Annotated in this window: 16 protein-coding genes; 6 read left to right on the top strand and 10 right to left on the bottom strand. The window is 63.0% G+C overall.

All coding sequences use genetic code 11. The features are described 5' to 3' along the window. Positions 1 to 22 precede the first annotated feature (22 nt). Positions 23 to 1,351, bottom strand: coding sequence for a tRNA (N6-isopentenyl adenosine(37)-C2)-methylthiotransferase MiaB (gene miaB / locus LOY45_RS23285; RefSeq protein ID WP_115085172.1), 1,329 nt, complete (start codon positions 1,349 to 1,351; stop codon positions 23 to 25). Between the two features lie 130 nt (positions 1,352 to 1,481). On the opposite strand from miaB, the gene LOY45_RS23280 reads away from it, so the two are divergent. Further along, positions 1,482 to 1,808, top strand: a complete 327-nt coding sequence (locus tag LOY45_RS23280; RefSeq protein WP_010222917.1) for a DUF1820 family protein — start codon at positions 1,482 to 1,484, stop codon at positions 1,806 to 1,808. Between the two features lie 9 nt (positions 1,809 to 1,817). Here LOY45_RS23280 and LOY45_RS23275 read toward each other — a convergent pair whose 3' ends face one another. From LOY45_RS23275 to LOY45_RS23260, 4 genes are all read right to left on the bottom strand, one after another. Continuing rightward, positions 1,818 to 2,366 (bottom strand): tetratricopeptide repeat protein, encoded by a 549-nt coding sequence (locus LOY45_RS23275; RefSeq protein ID WP_115085173.1) that lies wholly within the window; start codon positions 2,364 to 2,366, stop codon positions 1,818 to 1,820. A 182-nt stretch (positions 2,367 to 2,548) separates the two neighbouring features. Beyond that, a complete protein-coding gene (gene hemL, locus LOY45_RS23270; protein WP_258578428.1) occupies positions 2,549 to 3,829 on the bottom strand; it encodes a glutamate-1-semialdehyde 2,1-aminomutase in 1,281 nt (426 codons plus the stop codon). A gap of 15 nt (positions 3,830 to 3,844) precedes the next feature. Then, positions 3,845 to 4,471 carry a thiamine phosphate synthase gene (gene thiE, locus LOY45_RS23265; RefSeq protein ID WP_258578427.1) on the bottom strand — a complete coding sequence of 209 codons (627 nt, stop codon included), beginning with the start codon at positions 4,469 to 4,471 and terminating at the stop codon, positions 3,845 to 3,847. A 21-nt stretch (positions 4,472 to 4,492) separates the two neighbouring features. Then, a complete protein-coding gene (locus tag LOY45_RS23260) occupies positions 4,493 to 5,290 on the bottom strand; it encodes a hydroxymethylpyrimidine/phosphomethylpyrimidine kinase (RefSeq protein ID WP_115085176.1) in 798 nt (265 codons plus the stop codon). A 263-nt stretch (positions 5,291 to 5,553) separates the two neighbouring features. Between LOY45_RS23260 and LOY45_RS23255 the strand changes: the two genes are divergently transcribed. The 4 genes from LOY45_RS23255 (at position 5,554) to LOY45_RS23240 (ending at position 11,455) form a co-directional block, all read left to right on the top strand. After that, a complete protein-coding gene (locus LOY45_RS23255; protein WP_258578426.1) occupies positions 5,554 to 7,545 on the top strand; it encodes a sensor histidine kinase in 1,992 nt (663 codons plus the stop codon). A gap of 83 nt (positions 7,546 to 7,628) precedes the next feature. Then, positions 7,629 to 9,281 carry an acyl-CoA dehydrogenase family protein gene (locus LOY45_RS23250; RefSeq protein ID WP_115085178.1) on the top strand — a complete coding sequence of 551 codons (1,653 nt, stop codon included), beginning with the start codon at positions 7,629 to 7,631 and terminating at the stop codon, positions 9,279 to 9,281. Between the two features lie 32 nt (positions 9,282 to 9,313). Further along, on the top strand, positions 9,314 to 10,819 hold the full coding sequence (gene amn / locus LOY45_RS23245) for an AMP nucleosidase (RefSeq protein ID WP_115085179.1): 1,506 nt from the start codon (positions 9,314 to 9,316) through the stop codon (positions 10,817 to 10,819). 69 nt (positions 10,820 to 10,888) lie between these two features. After that, positions 10,889 to 11,455, top strand: coding sequence for a pseudouridine synthase (locus LOY45_RS23240; protein WP_167458859.1), 567 nt, complete (start codon positions 10,889 to 10,891; stop codon positions 11,453 to 11,455). On the opposite strand, the gene LOY45_RS23235 is transcribed toward LOY45_RS23240, so the two are convergent. Both LOY45_RS23235 and LOY45_RS23230 read right to left on the bottom strand, forming a co-directional pair. Beyond that, positions 11,452 to 11,655: a DUF2788 domain-containing protein gene (locus tag LOY45_RS23235; RefSeq protein WP_010222926.1), complete on the bottom strand. Its 204-nt coding sequence runs from the start codon at positions 11,653 to 11,655 to the stop codon at positions 11,452 to 11,454. The two genes, LOY45_RS23240 and LOY45_RS23235, sit on opposite strands and share 4 nt — an antisense overlap. A gap of 55 nt (positions 11,656 to 11,710) precedes the next feature. Then, positions 11,711 to 12,187, bottom strand: coding sequence for an Lrp/AsnC family transcriptional regulator (locus LOY45_RS23230; RefSeq protein WP_115085181.1), 477 nt, complete (start codon positions 12,185 to 12,187; stop codon positions 11,711 to 11,713). 410 nt (positions 12,188 to 12,597) lie between these two features. Between LOY45_RS23230 and LOY45_RS23225 the strand changes: the two genes are divergently transcribed. Beyond that, complete coding sequence (locus tag LOY45_RS23225; RefSeq protein ID WP_115085182.1) at positions 12,598 to 13,347, top strand: DUF6515 family protein; 750 nt, start codon at positions 12,598 to 12,600, stop codon at positions 13,345 to 13,347. A gap of 91 nt (positions 13,348 to 13,438) precedes the next feature. Here the strand turns inward: LOY45_RS23225 and LOY45_RS23220 are convergent, their stop codons facing one another. The 3 genes from LOY45_RS23220 to LOY45_RS23210 form a co-directional block, all read right to left on the bottom strand. Beyond that, positions 13,439 to 14,368 (bottom strand): IS110 family RNA-guided transposase, encoded by a 930-nt coding sequence (locus LOY45_RS23220; RefSeq protein WP_258578010.1) that lies wholly within the window; start codon positions 14,366 to 14,368, stop codon positions 13,439 to 13,441. A gap of 226 nt (positions 14,369 to 14,594) precedes the next feature. Continuing rightward, positions 14,595 to 15,467, bottom strand: coding sequence for a cation diffusion facilitator family transporter (locus LOY45_RS23215; protein WP_134061329.1), 873 nt, complete (start codon positions 15,465 to 15,467; stop codon positions 14,595 to 14,597). Between the two features lie 25 nt (positions 15,468 to 15,492). Next, positions 15,493 to 15,912 (bottom strand): polyribonucleotide nucleotidyltransferase, encoded by a 420-nt coding sequence (locus tag LOY45_RS23210; protein ID WP_115085184.1) that lies wholly within the window; start codon positions 15,910 to 15,912, stop codon positions 15,493 to 15,495. Positions 15,913 to 15,952 lie beyond the last annotated feature (40 nt).

Raw genomic sequence — 15,952 nt, 5'->3', positions numbered from 1 at the left:
TAACAAGGCCCGGCAGGACAGGTCAATGGGCCAGCGAGCCGAACAGCGAGTGCGGACGCGCGTCGTCGATATGGATGTCGACGAACTGGCCGATCAGCTTGGGATTGTCGCAGCGGAAGTTGACGATACGGTTATTCTCGGTGCGTCCCTGCAACTGGCCGGGGTCACGGCGCGAGTAGTCGGTGACCAGAATGCGCTGGACGGTACCGACCATTTGTCGGCTGATCTCGAAGCCTTGGGTATCGAGGCGATGCTGCAAGGCCTTGAGGCGCTCTTTTTTCACTTCTTCCGGGGTTTCATCCGGCAGGTCCGAAGCCGGGGTGCCCGGACGCTGGCTGTAGACGAACGAGTAGGAGAAGTCGAAACCGACGTCGGCCACCAGCTTCATGGTCTGCTCGAAGTCTTTCTCGGTTTCGCCGGGGAAGCCGACGATGAAGTCCGAGCTGATGCAGATGCCTGGCACCGCGGCCTTGAGTTTGCGCAGCTTGGACTTGTATTCGAGGGTGGTGTGGTTGCGCTTCATCGCCGCCAGTACCCGGTCGGAGCCCGATTGGACCGGCAGGTGCAGGTGCTTGACCAGCTCCGGCACCTCGGCGTGGGCCTGGATCAGGCTGTCGGAAAATTCCAGCGGGTGCGAGGTGGTGTAGCGGATACGCTCGATACCGTCGACGGCGGCGACCACGCGGATCAACTCGGCAAGGTCCGCCAGGCGCCCGTCGTGGGTCTGGCCACGGTAGCCGTTGACGTTCTGCCCCAGCAGAGTGATTTCACGCACGCCGTTCTCGGCCAGGTGAATGACCTCGGCCAGTACATCATCGAACGGCCGGCTGACTTCCTCGCCACGGGTATAGGGCACCACGCAGAAGGTGCAGTACTTGCTGCAGCCTTCCATCACCGAGACATAGGCGGTGGGGCCATCGATGCGCGGTTCGGGCAGGTGGTCGAACTTCTCGATTTCCGGGAACGACACATCGACCTGCGGCAGGCGCGTGGTGCGCGCGGCGTCGATCATTTCCGGCAGGCGGTGCAGGGTCTGCGGGCCGAAGACCACGTCGACATAGGGCGCGCGCTTGCGGATCGACTCGCCTTCCTGGCTGGCCACGCAGCCGCCGACGGCGATGACCATGTCCGGCTTCAGGTCTTTGAGTTCACGCCAGCGGCCCAGCTGGGAGTACACCCGGTCCTGGGCGCGCTCGCGGATCGAGCAGGTGTTGAGCAGGATGACGTCGGCGTCTTCGGCGCGGGCCGTGACTTCAAGGGCTTGATGTTCACCCAGCAGATCGACCATGCGCGAGCTGTCGTACTCGTTCATCTGGCAACCGTGGGTTTCGATGTAAAGCTTCTTGGCCATGGGAGATCATCTGGTGATTCGAAGAACCGCACATTATAAGGGCCTGGGGCTTTGGATCCTAGCGTTGTCGGCCCGGTGCCTATGTTATAGTTTGCGCCTTCTTTACCACCCGTGATTGTCCCCGCCAAAAATGACCAAACGCGAAGCTCCGATCTACAAAGTGATCTTTCTCAACCAGGGCCAGGTGTACGAGATGTACGCCAAACAGATCTATCAAAGCGATCTGTGGGGCTTCCTTGAAGTCGAGGAATTTGTCTTTGGCGAGCGCACCCAGGTGGTGGTCGACCCGAGCGAAGAAAAGCTCAAGGCCCAGTTCGAAGGCGTGGTGCGCAGCTTTGTGCCAATGCATTCGATCGTGCGCATCGACGAGGTCGAGCGTCTGGGCACGCCCAAGATCAGCGAGGCGCGCGGTACTGGCAATGTAATGCCGTTCCCGATGCCAATGCCGGAGAAGTAGGCGAGCGTTTCAGGGCAGCGGTGAGAAGGGCGTGCGACCTTCGGCGGTCTGCAGCTCCAACAGGTATTTGCGGAAAATCTGCCCGAGCACCTGGGTAGCGACTTCCAGCTCATCGCGGGGCATCTTGGCAGACACCTCGTCGGCCATGTCCAGCGCGTCTTCTGCGCCGTTGACCGCGGCCATCTTCAGTACGATGTAGGCCTGCACATTGTTGGCTGCCACACCTTCACCCTTGTAGAACATGGTGCCCAGGCGGTATTGAGCCTCGGCGTGGCCTTGCAGCGAGGCTTGCTCGAAGTAGCTCAGGGCCTGGTTGAGGTCACGTGGGGTATGGGTGCCTTCGTAGTAGAACTCACCCAGCTCGTACTGGGCCTGGGCATCCCCGGACTTGGCCGCGTCCTGGCAGGCGGCGAGGGCTTGCGGCAGGTCTTCGGGCTGGGAATCGAGGGTGCAGCGGCCCGTTGCTGGAATCAGCAACGAGTTACCGCCTGCCGTGGCCAGCAGGGGCTGAAGAAGCAACAGGCAGCCCAGGGCAAGGGCGCGGCCGGTGCGGTTCATGGGGATCGACATACCTCTGCAAAGCTGCGGCCAAAGTGTCTGGTGGCACATTATGGGATAAGCAGCGCCTACCTTACAAAGTCTTTACTCGATTTTCTGCTTTGCAAGGCCCCATTGCGGGGCAAGCCCGCTCCCACAATGATCACTGTGGGCGCTGGCTTGCCCCGCGAGGGCTGCAAAAATCAGAGCTTGGCGAACGCTCGCTCAGCCGCATCCAGGGTGATCTGCAGCTCGGGTTCACCGTGGGCAATCGAGGTAAAACCTGCCTCGAAGGCGCTTGGCGCCAGGTACACGCCACCTTCGAGCATGAGGTGGAAGAAGCGCTTGAAGCGTTCGGCATCGCTGGCCATGACGTCATCGAAGGTGACGATATCGTCGGCGCCACTGAAGTACAGGCCGAACATGCCGCCAGCCTGGGTGGTGACGAACGGGATGCCAGCGGCATCGGCGCGCTGTTGCAGGCCATCGAGCAGGCGGCTGGTGAAGGCGCTCAGCTCGTCATGGAAGCCCGGGCGGCTGATCAGCTTGAGGGTGGTCAGGCCGGCGGCCATGGCCAGCGGGTTGCCCGACAGGGTACCGGCCTGGTAGACCGGGCCCAGCGGCGCGATCTGTTCCATGATCGTGCGCTTGCCGCCGAAGCAGCCCACCGGCATGCCGCCGCCGACGATCTTGCCGAAGGTCGACAGGTCGGGGGTGACCCCGTAGTGCGCCTGGGCGCCACCCAGGGCGACGCGAAAACCGGTCATCACTTCGTCGAAGATCAGCACCACGCCGTGCTGGTCGCACAGTGTGCGCAGGCCCTCGAGGAAACCAGGCGCCGGCGGCACGCAGTTCATGTTGCCGGCGACCGGCTCGACGATGATGCAGGCGACTTCCTGGCCGACGTCAGCGAGCATCTTCTCGACCGCGTCGATGTCGTTGAACGGCAGGGTCAGGGTGTGTTTGGCAAAGGCTGCCGGAACGCCAGCGGAGCTTGGCACGCCCTGGGTCAGCAGGCCGGAACCGGCTTTTACCAGCAGGCTGTCGGAGTGGCCGTGGTAGCAGCCTTCGAACTTGATGATGCTGTCGCGGCCGGTGTAGCCACGGGCCAGGCGGATGGCGCTCATGGTCGCTTCGGTGCCGGAACTGACCATGCGCACCATTTCCATCGATGGCACGATCGAGCAGACCAGGTCGGCCATTTCGGTTTCCATGGCGGTGGGGGCGCCGTAGGACAGGCCGTGCTCCAGTTGCTTGCGTACCGACTCGAGCACGTCCGGGTGGCTATGGCCGAGAATCATCGGGCCCCAGGAGCCGACGTAGTCCACGTAGCGCTTGTCGTCTTCGTCAGTGACATAGGCACCGGCGGCGTGCTTGAAGAACAGCGGCGTGCCGCCAACGCTTTTGAACGCCCGCACCGGCGAGTTGACGCCACCGGGGATGTGTTTCTGGGCGTTGGCAAACAGGGTTTCGGAACGAGACATGATGGGCTCTCTCAATCAGGCAGATGCGAACAGGGCGTTGAAGGCGCGGGCACGACGGGTGACTTCCTGCGTGCTGTCGGCGCCGAACAGGCCATGAATCACCGCAAGCAGGCTGGTGCCGTGAGCGACCAGCGGGGCGGCGTTGTCGAGGGTGATGCCGCCGATCACGCAGATCGGCAGATGGATGCGGTCGTGCGCTTGCTCCAGCAGGGCGATGTCGGCGGCGGGTGCGCCCGGCTTGGTCACCGAGTTGAAGAAGCGGCCGAAGGCGACGTAGCTGGCGCCTTCACGGGCGGCCTGCTCGGCCAGGTCAATTTGCGCGTGGCAGGTGGAACCGATGATGGCGTTGCGCCCGAGCAAGGCTCGCGCCGGGGTCAACGGCCCGTCGGTCTGACCTAGGTGGACGCCGACGCCCAGGCGCGCGGCCAGCTCGGCGTCATCGTTGATGATCAACTGAGTGTTGTAGCGTGCACACAGCTCGGCCAGGGCCTCCGCTTCGCGCAGCCGGCGGGACTCGTCCTGGCTCTTGTCACGGTACTGCAGCAAGGTCACGCCGCCTTCGAGGGCCGCTTCGACATAGGGCAGAAACTTGCCGGCCAGCAACTGGCTGTCAGTGATGGCATACAGGCCGCGTAACTTCATGGTGTAGACCTCAAGCGAAGATCAGGAACAGAAATCCAGGGGCAGGCGGCGCGGCACGAACTGGCCTTTGCCCAGTTGCTCGGCGTCGCGCAGGGTTCGCCAGGTGTAGTCCAGGGCTGTGCGCACGGCGCTCTGCAGTTGTTCGCCAAGGGCCAGGCGGCCGGCCAGGGTGCTGGCCAGGGTGCAGCCGGAGCCGTGGTAGCTGCCGGGCAGGCGCTGGCAGGTCCAGGTGTGACGCTGGCCGTCGCGGCTGTACAGGCGGTTATGGATTTCGTGTTCGTCGCCGTGACCGCCGGTGATCAGCAGGTGTCTGACAAACGGCAGGAGCTTTTCTGCGCATTCATCGGCACTGCCTTCGGGCAGTTCGGCCAGGATGCGCGCTTCGGGAAGGTTAGGGGTGGCGATGGTTGCCAAGGGCAGCAGGCGCTCGCGCATGGCGTAGCCGACTTCATCCTTGCCCAGGCGGCCACCGCCGCCAGCGCGCAGGACCGGGTCGCAGACCAGCGGCAGATGCGGATGAGCACTGAGCAGTTCGACCACGGTATCGACCATTTCGGTAGAGCCGAGCATGCCCAGCTTGACCGCCGCTACCGTCGAATCGGCGAGCACGGCATTGGCCTGGGCCAGTACCCACTCGCGGTCGAGGACGCGGAAGTCGCTGACATTGACAGTATCCTGGACGGTCAGGGCGGTCACGGCCGGAGCGGCATGACAGCCTTGCGCAATCAGGGCTTCGATATCTGCCTGCAAGCCGGCGCCGCCACTGGGGTCGTGGCCGGAGAGACAGAGGACAACGGGGCGGGAGCTGTAGGTATTCATGGTGCGCGAGCTTATCACCAAACGCTTTTGCTGGGTCCGCCCCGGCGTCGCGGATTTTTCAACGGGCGTTTGAACTGCAGTTTCAAAATCGCTGAAAGTGCCGTTCTAGAGCCTTCGGCGCAAAGTTTTCAGTGGCGTCTGGCAGGCTCGGAAAGCTATGCTAGAGTGCTCGAATAAACCGATAACGGTTACTGCCGGATTGCGTCGCCTCAAACGGACAGGAGGCTACGCGACGCGACCGGGACAGACCATGCTGGGGCTGTATGCGCTATTTGCTGATTGTTGTGCTGGGCTGGTTGCCGTTACTGGCCACGGCGGTCGATTTCGACGACTCCACCCGCAGCTTGCCGCTGGGGCAGATGATGCAGGTGTTCGAAGACCGCGATGGCAATGCCAGCATTGCGCAGGTCAGTGCGCCGTCGTTCAGCGAGCATTTTCGCCCGCACCGGGCCGAGGTCCTCAATGCCGGCTATTCCACCTCGGTGTTCTGGCTGAAAATCCAGTTGCACTACACCGCCTTGCCGTCGGCCGCGCCACGTACCTGGTTGCTGGAGCTGGCCTATCCACCCCTCGATCACCTTGAACTCTACCTGCCGGACGCCAGCGGCACCTTTCGCCTGGCCCAGCGCACCGGCGACGCCCTGCCTTACGCCAGTCGGCAAATCAAGCAGAACAACTACCTTTTCGAACTGCCCTTTACTCCCGGCCAGACCACCACCGCCTACCTGCGCCTGCACAGCCAGGGTTCGGTGCAGGCGCCGCTGACCCTGTGGTCGGCCCAGGCCTACCTGGAAGCACAGCCGACCCGCCTGTATGTGCTGGGCCTGATCTATGGCGTGTTGCTGGGGATGCTGGTGTACAACCTGTTCATCTACCTCAGCGTGCGCGACACCAGTTACCTGTATTACATCCTCTATATCGCTTCGTTCGGCCTTTACCAGGTCTCGGTCAACGGCGCCGGGGTGGCCTATTTCTGGCCGGACAGCCCCTGGTGGGCGAACGCCGCCACGCCAATGTTCATCGGTGCGTCCGGCCTGTTCGGTTGCCAGTTTGCCCGCAGTTTCCTGCAGCTGCGCAATCACAGCCGTGCCTTCGATGGGGTGCTCAAGGTATTGATGGGCGGTGGTGCGCTGGTCATGTTGCTGTCGCTGACCAGCAGCTACGGCGTCGCCCTGCGTCTGGCCACGGCGTTGGCGCTGCTGTTTACCGTATGCATCTTCGCTGCCGGGATTTATGCCTGGCACCGTGGTTTGCGCGTGGCTCGCTACTTCATCATCGCCTGGTCGGCGTTCTTGCTCGGCGGCCTGGTCAACACCCTGATGGTACTGGGCTATTTGCCCAACGTATTCCTGACCATGTATGCCAGCCAGATCGGTTCGGCGCTGGAGGTCGGCCTGCTGTCGCTGGCCCTGGCCGACCGCATAAACAGTATGCGTGAAGAGCAGGCCCAGACCCTGCGCGAAACCGGTCGGACCCTTGAGCAGCTCAACGTCCAGCTGGCCAACAGCAACCGCCTCAAGGACCAGTTCCTGGCCACCGTCACCCATGAACTGCGCACGCCGATGAACGGTGTGATCGGTTCGCTGGAGCTGATGCAGACCATGTCGCTGGACGGCGAGCTGGCCCAGTATCAGCACACCGCTACTTCGGCGGCCCAGGACATGATGGGCATGGTCGATGACATTCTCATCCTCACCGAGCTGCAGGCCGGCCGCCTGAGCGCCCAGAACGCCCCGTTCAGCCTGCGTTCGCTGCTGCAGGAGGTGCGTGCCGAATACGCTGCTCCCGCCATAGCCAAGGGCTTGTACCTGAGCCTGGATACCCCGGCGGAGCTGCCGGATGTGCTGATCGGCGATCGGCACAAGCTGGCCATGTGTCTGGGTTACCTGATGGATAACGGCATCAAGTTCACTCATCAGGGCGGAGTCATGTTGCAGGTACGCGGTGATCGCCTGGGGCCGGACCAACTGGGCTTGAGCATCAGCGTCAGCGACAGCGGCATCGGTTTCGACTGCCTGGATGAAGCCACGCTGTACCAGCGCTTCTTCCAGGTCGATGGTTCGATGACCCGTGAATACGGCGGCCTGGGCATTGGCCTGGCGATTTGTCGGCAGTTGGCCGAGCTGATCGGCGCGCGCCTGCAGCACGAATCCAACCCGGGGCTGGGCAGTCGCTTCGAGCTGAGCCTGCGCGCGCCCTTGAGCCCGCCCCAGGCGCAGCTGGGCATGGTCAGGCCAGGGCTAAATCACGGCTAGTTAGGCGTTTTTGTCACTTTGACAGGGGGGCAGGGCGTGATTCACTGAAATTTCAGTCACGCCAGGATCCAGGAGGCCCCTCGATGAACCTGCACCAGTACGCTGAAACCCATGAGGTCACCAACCAGCCGCCATCCCTGGACGGCGCCAACCTGTACCGCATCGACCTGCCGTTGCAGGAATGGTCGCGGCGCTACGGGGCGGGTTGGGCGCAGGAGCGCATCGATGCGTACGGTGCTCTGGCTGGCGGGCCGCTGATGGCCGCGGGCTTTCTGGCCAACCAGAACAAGCCGCAATTCAGCAGCCATGATCGTTATGGTCATCGCATCGACCTGGTGGAGTTTCATCCGGCCTATCACGAGCTGATGCGCACGGCCATCGAGCATGGCCTGCCGTCCTTGCCCTGGACCGACCCGCGGGAGGGCGCCCATGTCGCCCGCGCATCGATGACCTACCTGCATAGCCAGGCCGAAGCCGGCAGTGGCTGCCCGCTGACGATGACCTTTGCCGCGGTGCCGGCGCTCAAGCTGCAGCCGGAACTGGCCGAGTACTGGCTGCCGAAAGTGCTGGCCACTGAATACGACCCGCGCAACGTTGGCGATCGCCACAAGGTCGGCGTGACTCTGGGCATGGCCATGACCGAGAAGCAGGGCGGCACCGATGTACGCGCCAACACAACCCGTGCTTACCCGGTCGGTGCGCCCGGCCCGGGCCAGGCTTATGAGCTGGTCGGGCATAAATGGTTCTGTTCGGCACCGATGTGCGACGCCTTCCTGACCCTGGCCCAGACCGACAAGGGCCTGAGCTGCTTCCTGCTGCCGCGCCACCGCCCGGATGACAGTCGCAACCAGTTCTATATCCAGCGCCTGAAGAACAAGCTCGGCAACTGCTCCAACGCGTCCAGCGAAGTCGAGTTCCGCGGCGCCCTGGCCTGGATGATCGGCGAGGAAGGCCGGGGGGTGCCGACCATCATCGAAATGGTCGCCATGACCCGCTTCGATTGCATGGTTGGCTCCAGCGCCCTGATGCGCCAGGCCCTGACCCAGGCCGCCCACCACTGCGCTCATCGCCAGGTCGGCGGACGCCTGTTGGCCGAGCAGCCATTGATGCAGAACGTGCTGGCCGACCTGGCCCTGGAAAGCGAGGCGGCGCTGGCCTTGAGCCTGCGCATGGGGCGGGCCCTCGACCAGCCGGATGATCCGCATCAGGCGCGTTTTGCCCGGCTGATCACCGCCGTGGGCAAGTACTGGATCTGTAAACGGGCGCCAGCGATGATCAACGAAGCGGCCGAGTGCATGGGCGGCGCCGGTTATGTCGAAGACAGCATCCTGCCGAGGCTGTACCGCGAAGCACCGGTCAACTCGACCTGGGAAGGCTCGGGCAACGTCCAGTGCCTGGATGTGCTGCGCGCACTGTCCAAGGAGCCGGGCGTTCTCGACACGCTGTTCGCCGAGCTGGGTGATGGTCACGGCGATCCACGCTTGGCCGCGCATATTGGCAACCTCAAGGCGGCCTTTGCCGACACCGCCGACATCCAGTACCGCGCCCGCCAGCTCAGCGAAGACATCGCCGTCGGCCTGCAGGCCAAGCTGCTGCTCGAAGCCGGTAACACGGCGGTCAGCGATGCCTTTATCGCCAGCCGCCTGAGTGGCAACGGCCGGGTATACGGCGTGCTGCCCCGTGGCGTCGACGTCGCGGCGCTGGTGCAGCGCTCGACCCCGAACTGGCCGCTCTAACGTGCGTGCCTTTGCCGCCGGATATAGGCAAGATGGGCGCATGCATGTCAGACAGGAAGTACATTGTGAGCCGTACTGATGAAGCCTTCGTTGTCGTAGAAACCGCCGAGCAGGCCGTCGATCGCCTCGCGGCCCTGCACGAACAAGCCACCGCGGCCCTGAGCCAGGCGCTCAAGCGCTACCTCAAGGACCGCACCGAGCCGGATGCCGAGGAGCGGGCGCTGTTCCGCTACCCCGAACTGCGTCTGACCTACCAGTACCATGGTGAAGTTCCGGCGATCACCCGCGCCTACGCCAAGGTCCAGCTGCCTGGCACCTACAGCGTGACCGTGACCCAGCCGGCGGCGTTCCGTGGCTACCTCCTCGAGCAGCTCAAGCCACTGATGCGCGACTTCACCGTCACGGTCGAAGTGGGCGTCAGCCAGCAGAATATTCCTTACCCCTATGTGGTCGAGCAGGGCGACGAGCTGGCCGGCACCGGCATCACTGCCGCCGCGCTGGCGCGGGTGTTCCCCAGTACCGATCTTTCCGCCGCCACCGACGGCATCGCCGACGGCCTGTATGACTGGGCCAACGTCGATCCGCTGCCGCTGGCGCTGTTCGACGCCGCGCGGGTGGATTTCTCCCTGCGCCGCCTGGTGCATTACACCGGTAGCGACTGGCGACAAGTGCAGCCGTGGATCCTGCTGACCAACTACCACCGCTATGTCGACCAGTTCATCAGCCACGGCCTTGAGCGCCTGCGTGATGACCCGCGTTTTGTGCGCATGGTCCTGCCCGGCAATGTGATCATCGAAAAGGCCATGGACAACGGCGAAGCCCAGGCGCTGGTCGCCGGGGTGGTCTGGCACCGCTACCAGATGCCCGCCTATCACCTGATCGCTGCCGATGGCGACGGCATTACCCTGGTCAATATCGGTGTCGGCCCGTCCAACGCCAAGAACATCACCGACCACCTGGCGGTGCTGCGTCCGCACTGCTGGCTGATGATCGGCCACTGCGGTGGCCTGCGCCAATCGCAGACCATCGGCGACTATGTGCTGGCCCACGCTTATATGCGCCGCGACGGGATTCTCGACCGGGTGGTGCCGCCGAACATTCCGATTCCGGCCCTGGCCGAGGTGCAACTGGCGTTGCAGGAAGCGGCGGCGCAGGTCACGGGCGAGCGCGGCGACGAGCTGAAAAAGCGCCTGCGCACCGGTACCGTGCTGACCTACGACGACCGCAACTGGGAGCTGCGCTGGGCGCAGGAACGGCCGCTGATCAACCTGTCGCGGGCAGTGGCGGTGGACATGGAAAGCGGCACCATCGCCGCCCAGGGCTATCGCCTGCGGGTCCCGTACGGCACCTTGCTGTGCGTCTCCGACAAGCCGCTGCACAGCGAGATCAAATTGCCGGGGGCGGCCAATGCTTTCTACAACCGGGCAGTCAGCCAGCACCTGAAGATCGGCATCGCCGCCCTCGACCTGCTGCGTACCGAGCTCAACTCGCTGCACTCGCGTAAACTGCGCAGTTTTGACGAGCCGCCGTTCCGCTGAGGCCCCATGCCGTTACCCCCACGCACCAAGCCGCGGCGTCCCGCGGCCAAACCCGCCGGCCCGCGTCGCCTGCCCAAGGCGCCGCCGGCCGAGCCGCGGTTGATCCTGTTCAACAAACCCTTTGACGTGCTGACCCAGTTCAGCGACGGCGAAGGGCGCGCGACCCTCAAGGACTTCATCGCCATCCCCGGCATTTACCCGGCCGGGCGCCTGGACCGTGACAGTGAAGGCTTGCTGCTGCTGACCAACGACGGCCAGTTGCAGGCACGCATTGCCGACCCCAGGCACAAGCTGGCGAAAACCTATTGGGTACAAGTGGAGGGTGAGCCGAGCGAGGAGCAGTTGCAGCGCTTGCGCGATGGCGTCGAACTCAATGACGGCCCGACCTTGCCGGCCCAGGCCCGTCAGCTCGACGAGCCAGACCTTTGGCCACGCAACCCGCCGGTACGCTTTCGCAAGAGCGTGCCGACCCGTTGGCTGGAGCTGGTGATCAAGGAAGGGCGCAACCGTCAGGTGCGGCGCATGACCGCTGCCGTCGGCCTGCCGACCCTGCGCCTGGTGCGCGTGCGGATCGGCGACTGGAGCCTGGATGGCCTCGATCAGGGCCAGTGGCGGGAAGTGCCGGCCAGGCTTTAAACGCCTTCGATAAAGCCGATCACCACGCTTTTGATGATGAAGGCGAGGATGCCCAGGCCCAGCACGAAAAACAGGATGAAGGTGCCGAACTTGCCGGCCTTGGATTTTTTCGCCAGGTCCCAGACGATAAAGCCCATGAAACCAATCAGGATGGTGACCAGGATGGTCATCATCCACTCTTCGAACAACGCAGGATCCATCGATTTTCTCCGGCAGGTTGAGGCGCGCGATTATACGCCCCCCTTGCCAGCCTGACTAACGCAGGTGCGTGAGCGGCATTTCGGTGCTGGCCAGTACCTGGTTGAGAACGAAACTGGAACGCACGCTGGTAACGCCTTCAATGCGGGTCAGGTGGCCCAGCAGCAACTGCTGGTAATGGTCCATGTCGGGCACCACGACTTTCAACTGATAGTCGGCATCCATCCCGGTAACCAGGCTGCATTCGAGCACTTGCGGCAGGCTGCGGATCGCCGACTCGAAGGTCTCGAAGCGCTCGGGGGTGTGGCGGTCCATGCCGATCAATACGTAGGCAGTCAGGCTCAGGCCGAGCTTCTTGCGGTCGAGCAGGGCGACCTGACGGGCAATGTAACCGTCGTCTTCCAGTTGCTTGACCCGGCGCGAGCAAGGCGAGGGTGAAAGACCGATGCGTTCGGCCAGTTCCTGGTTGGAGATACGCGCATCGCGCTGCAATTCAGCAAGAATGCTCAGGTCATAGCGGTCAAGCTTGCTCATGGGGTTGGCCTTTTCTGTTTCGATTGCGTTGAATTATCAATCTGTAGGCAAAAATTGCGCAAGTGATATTTAATTGAGCAATCTTCGCAATCCTCTGCCGCTGCCTTCGCCGTATTCTTTTCACCAGAATCACTGCCCGGACATCAGTCCAGTGCGGCGGGCCGAATCAGGCCAGCTGCGGCCAGCAACCCCACCAGGTTGTGCTCGGCCCCCGGGCTACACACTGTCCACAAGACGGCGTGAGGTGAGCCGGTGTCACAAGCGCCGAGCACGGACAAAATTCTCAAAGGGAGACCCCAGGGTCTCCCTTTTTTATTGCCTGGCAAATTTCATCTGGCGGCCGATACCCCGTTGCAGACGGCCTGATAAAGTAATCCCAGGCCCCTTGTTACCGGTCCGAGAGGAAAAGCATGAAGTCGCGCGTCTGGCGTATGGCAGGTGTTGGTTTGCTGTGCATGAGTGTCAATCTGCCGCTACTGGCCGAAGGGCAGGGAGCTTCACCTTTGCAGTCGCGGCCCGATGAAGTGCGTCAGACTCAGGAGCCGCGTACCGGTTACTACCAGGACATTCCGCGGCGTAACGACAATCGCTACTACCAGGCCGGTGGCGCCGGGCGTCCGGATGGCCACGGCAATGGCTGGGGGCCCGGCCCGCAGTATCGGCCGGGGCACACAATCGACCGCTTCCCCGATCGCTACTGGAAAGTGCCCTATCGCGGGGATGACTACTTCTATTCCGGCGGCTACTGGTATCGCCCGCAAGGCCCGCGCTATGTGGTGGTGACGCCGCCCTATGGTGCACGGGTCAACTACCTGCCCGACTATGCCCGGCAAGTATGGAGTGGCGGCGCGCTGTTGTTCCTCGCGGCGGGTACTTACTACCAGTACCTCGAGGACAGCCGCGAGTACGTGGTGGTCAATCCACCGACGGCCAGTGCGCCGGTACAGAGTAGCCCCGGTTATGACGTGATCGCCTATCCGGCCCAGGGCCAGAGCCCTCAGCAGCTTGATCGTGATCGTTACGAATGCCATCGCTGGGCGGTGCAGCAGACCGGGTTTGACCCGGCGGCGGCCAGCTACGCGCCAGCGGCGCAAGTGGCCGATGACTATCGGCGGGCGCAGGGTGCTTGTTTGAGCGGGCGGGGGTATAGCGTCAACTGAACCGGGGGCTGCTGCGCAGCCCATCGCTGGCAAGGCCAGTTCCCACAGTTTAACGGTGCATGCAGTTCCATTGTGGGAGCAACTGTCTTGATCAGGCTGTTTGCACTCGCCAAGGGGTATTGTCCCGCAGCATTGCATTCAGCCTGACGATCAGCACCCGCATGCAAGCTACGAGTGCCACCTTGGCGCACTTGCCACGTGCCCGAAGTGCTTCGTAGCGTGCTTTAAATTCTGTGTTGTGACGGATGATGATCCAGCTCGACATGTACAGCACTCGCCTTACATGGGCCCGACCACCCCATATCTGGCGGTGCCCTCGATGGCTACCACTATCGTTGTTGTAAGGCGCTACGCCCACCAGCGCGGCGATCTGACGGCGGTCCAACTGCCCCAGTTCAGGCAGTGAGGCGAGCAGATTTGCGGCGGTTACCCGACCGATTCCGCTCACCGCCAACAACTGACTCGCCCTGGTATCGTCCAGTTGCACCATCGCCTGGTCAATTTCTTCGTCGAGGCGTTTGATCAGCACTTTCAGGTGTTCTATGTGCTCATCAAAGTGGGCCATCGCCATTGCCGAGCGGCATTGCAGGCGACGCCGTTTGTAGTCATCACGGCTCTGCACAAATTGGGCGCGCTGCTTCACCAACTCGCGCAGCTCTTCGCGTTCCGGGCTGATCGGTTGGCTTTGAGGAACGCTGAGGTGTGCAGCGAAGTCCGCAAGGACTTCGGCGTCGATCTTGTCGGTTTTGGCTTTTTTACCCATGGCATCGGCGAATTTCCGGGCACGGGCTGGGTTGATGCAGATGGTTTCCAGTCCTGCTGAGGCCAGGGCGATCAACACATCTTTCTCGTAGCCGCCTGTCGCTTCGATCAGCACTCGACTGATCTTGAAGTCCTTCAGACGCTCAAGCAACGCCTCGAAGCCTGCGGAGTTGTTGGCCACTTCGAAGCGGATTTTCTGAGGTTTGATGCAGATTTCCAAAGTGGCTTTGGCAGTGTCGATTCCAACAGAAGACAACATGGCTGAACCCTCTTACACTCAGTTGTGAGAGCGCTCTGGCTTGGCCCACGCTTGTGATTCGAGAGGCGCTCAATCAACTGTTCGGGCTCGGGCCAGAGTGGAGAGGTGAATGGCAGCTTTGCTCCCACACGTGCTTTAAGCACTACCGGCGTACAGCTTGCCATTCACCGCTCTCACTTCTGATTCTATTCCTACCTCAAGACACAAGCCGGCCTTGCCAATGGCCTCACATCACCGGATCCGCATGCACCAGCACTTCAGCCTTCGGATACTTGCTGTTGATCGCCGCCGCAGCCTGGTCACACAAGGCATGGGCCTGGGTCAGCGGCAAGTCCCCGGGCAGTTCCAGGTGCAACTGCACAAACCAGTGACTGCCCGACACACGCGTGCGCAAGTCATGGGCGCCGCGTACCCCCGGCACACTGCAGGCCAGCGCCAGCATTTGCTCGCTGATGTCGCTGGGCAGCTCTTGATCCATCAGGATCGAGCTGCTCTCCCGGGCAATCTGCAAGGCACTCCAGAAGATGTACAGGGCGATGCCCAGACCGAAAATCGCATCGAGCTGCGGCCAGCCGAAGCGCGCCAGCACCAGCGCCACCAGGATGCTGCCGTTGAGCAGCAGGTCGGAGCGGTAATGCAGAGAGTCGGCGCGCACCGCGGTCGAGCCGGTGATGCGGATCACCTTGCCCTGGAGCATCAACAAGGCAACGGTCAGCACCAGCGATAACAGCATCACCGCGATACCGATGCCGGTATCACCCAAAGGTTGCGGGTTCTGCAGCCGTTCCACCGCCTGTACACCGATCAGCACCGCACTGACCGCAATGAACAGCGCCTGGGCCATGCCGGCCATGGCTTCGGCCTTGCCGTGGCCGTAGCGGTGGTCGTCATCGGCCGGGCGCAGGGCGTAGTGCACGGCCAGCAGATTGAGAAAGGAGGCCACGCCATCCAGCGCCGAATCGGTCAGCCCGGCCAGCAGGCTGACCGAACCGCTGAGCCACCAGGCCACCGCCTTGGTCAGGATCAGGATACTGGCCACCGCCAGCGAGGCGCGGGTGGCCAGGCGCAGCAGGCGTTGGTGTTCAGCCGAGGGAGTCATGCCGAAGGTGGCTTCCTGTCAAAGATCAAGCAGCGGGCTTGAGGCCGTACATGGCCAGTTGCTCGACACTGCCCTTGTGCTGGATCAGGCGTGGGTCGTTGAGCGGCAGGCGCTGGCCCAGTTCGCTCTCGAGAATAGCCTGCAGCTTGCTGTTGTCGACCTTGCCGTCGGCGCTGATGGCTTCATTGAGCTTCTCGGGCGCGACCTGGGCAGTGGTGCCGCCTGGCAGGTAGATAGCGCCGGTGGCGAAGTCGATACCGAAGGCGATCAAGCCCGGGATCACGTAGAAAAGGATGCCGATTGCGTCGAGGGCGGCGACCACCGGGTCGATCTTGCCCTCGATCTGGCCGCGTCGGTCGGGGAAGAACAGGGTGCCGCAGGCGGTCAGTTGGGTCAGCAGGGTGGCGATCACGACGCCGCCAATGACACGGGAGGGAATACGCATGGAAATCTCCGGAATGAAGGCGACAACGATACAGGCAAAG

The organism is Pseudomonas wadenswilerensis, from assembly GCF_024749185.1.
Taxonomy (GTDB): Bacteria; Pseudomonadota; Gammaproteobacteria; order Pseudomonadales; family Pseudomonadaceae; genus Aquipseudomonas; species Aquipseudomonas wadenswilerensis.
Note: the sequence above shows the minus strand (reverse complement) of the source record. Positions and strands in the feature narration are given on the sequence as shown.